Origin of the sequence: Kitasatospora sp. NPDC057692, assembly GCF_042799475.1 — a bacterium.
Lineage (GTDB): Bacteria > Actinomycetota > Actinomycetes > Streptomycetales > Streptomycetaceae > Kitasatospora.
Map to the genome: position 1 here is coordinate 1 of NZ_JBHVIV010000185.1, position 4,082 is coordinate 4,082.

General features: G+C 75.3%; 4 protein-coding genes. 3 read left to right on the forward strand and 1 reads right to left on the reverse strand.

Features of this window, described 5'->3' with window-relative positions; genetic code table 11:
- Window positions 1-163 precede the first annotated feature (163 nt).
- Window positions 164-937: an SseB family protein gene (locus tag ACFVFS_RS40635; RefSeq protein WP_380630149.1), complete on the reverse strand. Its 774-nt coding sequence runs from the start codon at window positions 935-937 to the stop codon at window positions 164-166.
- A gap of 100 nt (window positions 938-1,037) precedes the next feature.
- Between ACFVFS_RS40635 and ACFVFS_RS40640 the strand changes: the two genes are divergently transcribed.
- The 3 genes from ACFVFS_RS40640 (at window position 1,038) to ACFVFS_RS40650 (ending at window position 3,983) form a co-directional block, all read left to right on the forward strand.
- Entirely contained in the window at window positions 1,038-2,282 is a 1,245-nt protein-coding gene (locus ACFVFS_RS40640; protein WP_380630150.1) for an amino acid deaminase/aldolase, read from the forward strand.
- Window positions 2,283-2,360: 78 nt separating this feature from the next.
- Complete coding sequence (locus ACFVFS_RS40645) at window positions 2,361-2,783, forward strand: hypothetical protein (RefSeq protein ID WP_380630151.1); 423 nt, start codon at window positions 2,361-2,363, stop codon at window positions 2,781-2,783.
- A 276-nt stretch (window positions 2,784-3,059) separates the two neighbouring features.
- Window positions 3,060-3,983 carry a lytic polysaccharide monooxygenase gene (locus ACFVFS_RS40650; RefSeq protein ID WP_380630153.1) on the forward strand — a complete coding sequence of 308 codons (924 nt, stop codon included), beginning with the start codon at window positions 3,060-3,062 and terminating at the stop codon, window positions 3,981-3,983.
- The last annotated feature ends 99 nt before the right edge of the window (window positions 3,984-4,082 follow it).

Below are 4,082 nucleotides of genomic sequence, written 5' to 3' on the forward strand. Positions count from 1 at the left end.
TCTCCGGGGTGGCCCACTCGGTGTGCTTGGGCTGGTCGTCGGTGACGATCAGCAGGATGTTGGGCCGGGCGGCACCGGCCGCGGGGGGGGGGGGGGCGGCCCGCCCCCGGGGGAGCCCCCCGGGCCCGGCGGGGGGGGCGCCCCCCCCCACCGCCGTTCGCCGTCAGCGCCGGTAGAGCGGTTCACCGGGCAGCTGGGCGCTCCCCGGGAGCACCGCCAGGTCGAGACCGCGGTCCAGCCGCACCCGCAGCACCGGGTCCGCGACCACCGCCCGCCCGATCCGCTGCGCGGCCGCCTGCATCCCGGCCTGGTCCAGCGCGGGGTCCAGGACCACCGCGAGCACCCCGTCCGAGTCCTCGACCGGCTCCAGCAGCCCCGCGGTCACCTGCGGCTCGGCCGCCAGCAGCGCCCGGACCGCCTCGCGCACCTCCGGGTCGGAGGCCGGCGGCAGGTGGCGCCGGTTCTCCGCCAGCGCGCGCAGCCGGGCCCCCGACAGCTGGAACGGCACCGGCCCGGCCGGGTCCAGCAGCAGGGTGTCCGCCCGCTCGGAGAAGGCGACCATCGCCGCCTGCGGGGCGGCGGTCGGCGCCGGACGGGCGTCGGCGCGCCAGCGGGCCAGTGACTCCAGCGAGGTGAAGGCCGGCAGCGCGCGCCGGCCGTCGGCCGCCTCCAGCACCGGGACGGCCATGTCGCTGGTCTTCTCGTGCCGGTGCCCGTGCGCGTCCACCTCGACCTCGCCGAGGATCGCCACGATCGGCACCATCAGCCGGGTCGGCGTCAGCGCCGCGAGCACCTCGGGCTCGGCCGCGCGGTCCTGGGACCAGCGGGCGAGCGCGGCGGCCAGCGCCGGATCGGCGGTGCCGTCGTCGCCGGAGAAGCCCGGGTCGGGGATGTTCTTGCCGACGAACGCCGGGTTGGAGAAGTCTTTGCGGTCCACCCGGCCGACCCTATGCCACCGGCCCCCGCCCCCCACACGGACCGAAGGTCCCCCGTCCGACCCCTACCCGCCGGTAGACCCGGTGTGGCAGTCTGCGCGCATGGCCACGCTCCAAGCCGCCGCCACCGGCGCCGACCGCCCCGCGTCCGCCCCCTCCCCGGCCGCCGACCGCGCCCGGTACGACCGGGCCACCGCCCACCTGGACGGCCCGGTGGCCGTCGTCGACCTGGCCGCCTTCGACGCCAACGCCGCGGACCTGGTGCGCCGGGCCGGCGGCAAGCCGATCCGGGTGGCCAGCAAGTCGGTGCGCTGCCGCGCCCTGCTGGAACGGGTGCTGGCCGTGGACGGCTTCGCCGGGGTGATGTCCTTCACCCTCGCCGAGTCGCTCTGGCTGGCCCGCTCCGGGCTGCGCGACGTCCTGCTCGCCTACCCCTCCAGCGACCGGGCGGGCTTCGCCGAGCTGACCGCCGACCCGGAGCTCGCCGCCGCCGTCACCGTGGTGCTGGACGACCCCGCCCAGCTGGACCTGGTCGACGCCGCCCGGGCCGGCACCGCCGAGGTACGGGTCTGCCTGGAGCTGGACACCGCCCTGCAACTGCTCGGCGGCCGGGTGCGGGTCGGCGCCCGCCGCTCCCCGCTGCGCACCCCCGAAGACGTGGCCGCCTTCGCCGAACTGGTGCAGCGGCGCCGGGGCTTCCGGGTGGTCGGGCTGATGGCCTACGAAGGGCACGTCGCCGGCGTGGGCGACGCGGTGCCCGGGCGGCCGGTGCGCTCCGCGCTGGTGCGGATGATGCAGTCCCGGGCGCGGGCCGAGCTCGCCGAGCGCCGGGCGGCCACCGTGCGGATGCTGCGCCGGGTGGCCGAGCTGGAGTTCGTCAACGGCGGCGGCACCGGCAGCGTCGAGTCGACGGTGGCCGAGCACGCGGTGACCGAGGTTGCGGCCGGGTCCGGGCTGTACCAGCCGCAGCTGTTCGACCACTACCGGGCCTTCCGCGGCCGCCCGGCCGCGCTGTTCGGCCAGCCGGTGGTGCGCCGCCCCGGCGTGGGCGTGGTGACCGTGCTCGGCGGCGGCTACCCGGCCTCCGGAGCGGCCGGCCCGGACCGCTCCCCCGTGCCCTATCTGCCGACGGGTCTGCGCTACGACCCGATGGAGGGGGCCGGCGAGGTGCAGACGCCGCTGCTCGGCGCGGCGGCGGACGACCTGCTGATCGGCGACCGGGTGTGGTTCCGGCACGCCAAGGCCGGGGAACTCTGCGAGCGGTTCGCCGAGTTGCACCTCGTGGAGGGGGACGCGGTGGTGCGCGCCGTACCGACCTACCGGGGCGAGGGGCACACCTTCCTCTGACCAGCGCGCCTCCACTGCACCCGGGGCCGCGGTTCCACTACCGTGGGAGGGCACGCGGAACGGACGAAGGGGGAGGCCGTGGAAGCCGAGATCGCACAGCTGGTGACCAGCGGAGCCACGACGGTGGTCGGACTGATGGCCACCGAGGCCTGGACGCAGCTGCGTTCACGGCTCGCGGGGCTGCTGGGGCGCGGCCGGGACGCCGAGGAGGTGTCCGCCGAGCTGGAGGAGATCCGGGTCGAGGTGGTCCGGGCGGGCGGCGACACCGAGCTGATCGACGACCAGACCGCCGAGCTGCGCAACCGGATCCGCCGGACGCTGCGCGAGGACCCGCAGGCGGCGGTGGAACTGCGCTCCATCCTGGTGGAGTTCACCCGGGGGACGACCAACATCACGGTGTACAACAACACGATCACCGGCGGGACGCACCACGGCAGCGTGTTCCAGGTGGGCCGACTAGGCCGCAACTACCAGGCTCCGTCCGGGCCCGACGCGACCTGACCGAATCGCCCGCCCGGGGCCGCCGGGGAAACCTTGGCCGGACCTTAAGAGGGCCCGATGGGATGCCTAACTCAGGTGCCCCCTCGGGCCTTTGCGCTGTTCACGGGCCCATGTTCCGTCAAAAAGTGGCCCAGAACGCACTATTGCCAGCTGGTCTAGTCCAATCATACTCTCAGCCCAGGGGCCGCGCGCCGGGTCGGCCGGCCCCTCGGGCAGACGTGCCCGGCAGTTCCCCCACAGCCTCGACCCGGCACACGGTCAAGGAGTCCCCACCCCATGTCCATCAAGCGAACCGCCATGTCCGTCGGCGTCATCGGCGCCGCGTTCCTCTCCGTCTCGGCGGCCGGCATCGGCACCGCCGGCGCCCACGGCACCGTCACCAACCCGGTCAGCCGGATCGCGGCCTGCTACGCGGAGGGCCCGGAGACCCCCAAGTCGCAGATCTGCAAGGACCTCGTCGCGCTGAGCGGCACCCAGCCGCTGTACGACTGGAACGAGGTCAACCTCGCCAGCGCCTCCGGCAACCACCAGGCGCTGATCCCGGACGGCAAGCTCTGCTCCGCCGGCCGCGACAAGTACAAGGCGCTCGACCTGCCGCGCGCCGACTGGCCGGCCACCTCGGTCTCCGCCGGCAAGGTCGACTTCAAGTTCCGGGTCACCGCCCCCCACCAGGGCAACCAGACCATCTACATCACCAAGCAGAGCTGGGACCCGACCAAGCCGCTGAACTGGTCCGACCTCGACGCGGTGCCGGTCGCCCAGGTGCCCACCGCCCGCACCTCGGACAACGGCTACTACAACTACAGCGGCACCCTGCCGCAGCGCACCGGCCGTCAGCTGCTCTACATGGTGTGGCAGCGCACCGACAGCCCGGAGGCGTTCTACAGCTGCTCCGACATCGACTTCGGCAAGGGCGCCACCACCGCCGGTGCGGTGTCCGCGCTCGCCGCCCAGGCCCCGGCCGCGCCCAGCGAGGCGCAGATCGCCGCCGGCCAGTCCAAGTCCACCGTCGCCCACCACGGGCACGGCGGCAACGCCGAGGAGCCCGCCGGCAAGGTCGTCGCGGCCGACAGCGCGGCGGTGGGTGGCGGTTCCGCCACCGGCCCGCTGCTGCTCGCCGGTGCCGCCGCGATCGGCGTCGGCTGGGCCGGCATGGTGCTCCGGCGCCGTCGGGTCGAGGCTGTGCGACACGACGGCTGACCGCCGGAAGCCGGGGCCGGGCCGCTCCATCCCCCGTTCGGCCCCGCCCCGGCCGATCCACCCCCGCTGAAAACGGCGGAGGCCCGCCCGGAGTGATCC

What these genes read in the sequence shown, in the direction of transcription:
- ACFVFS_RS40640 (WP_380630150.1), top strand. Translation starts at nt 1,038, where the DNA reads ATGGCCACGCTCCAAGCCGCCGCCACCGGCGCCGACCGCCCCGCGTCC.
- ACFVFS_RS40650 (WP_380630153.1), top strand. Translation starts at nt 3,060, where the DNA reads ATGTCCATCAAGCGAACCGCCATGTCCGTCGGCGTCATCGGCGCCGCG.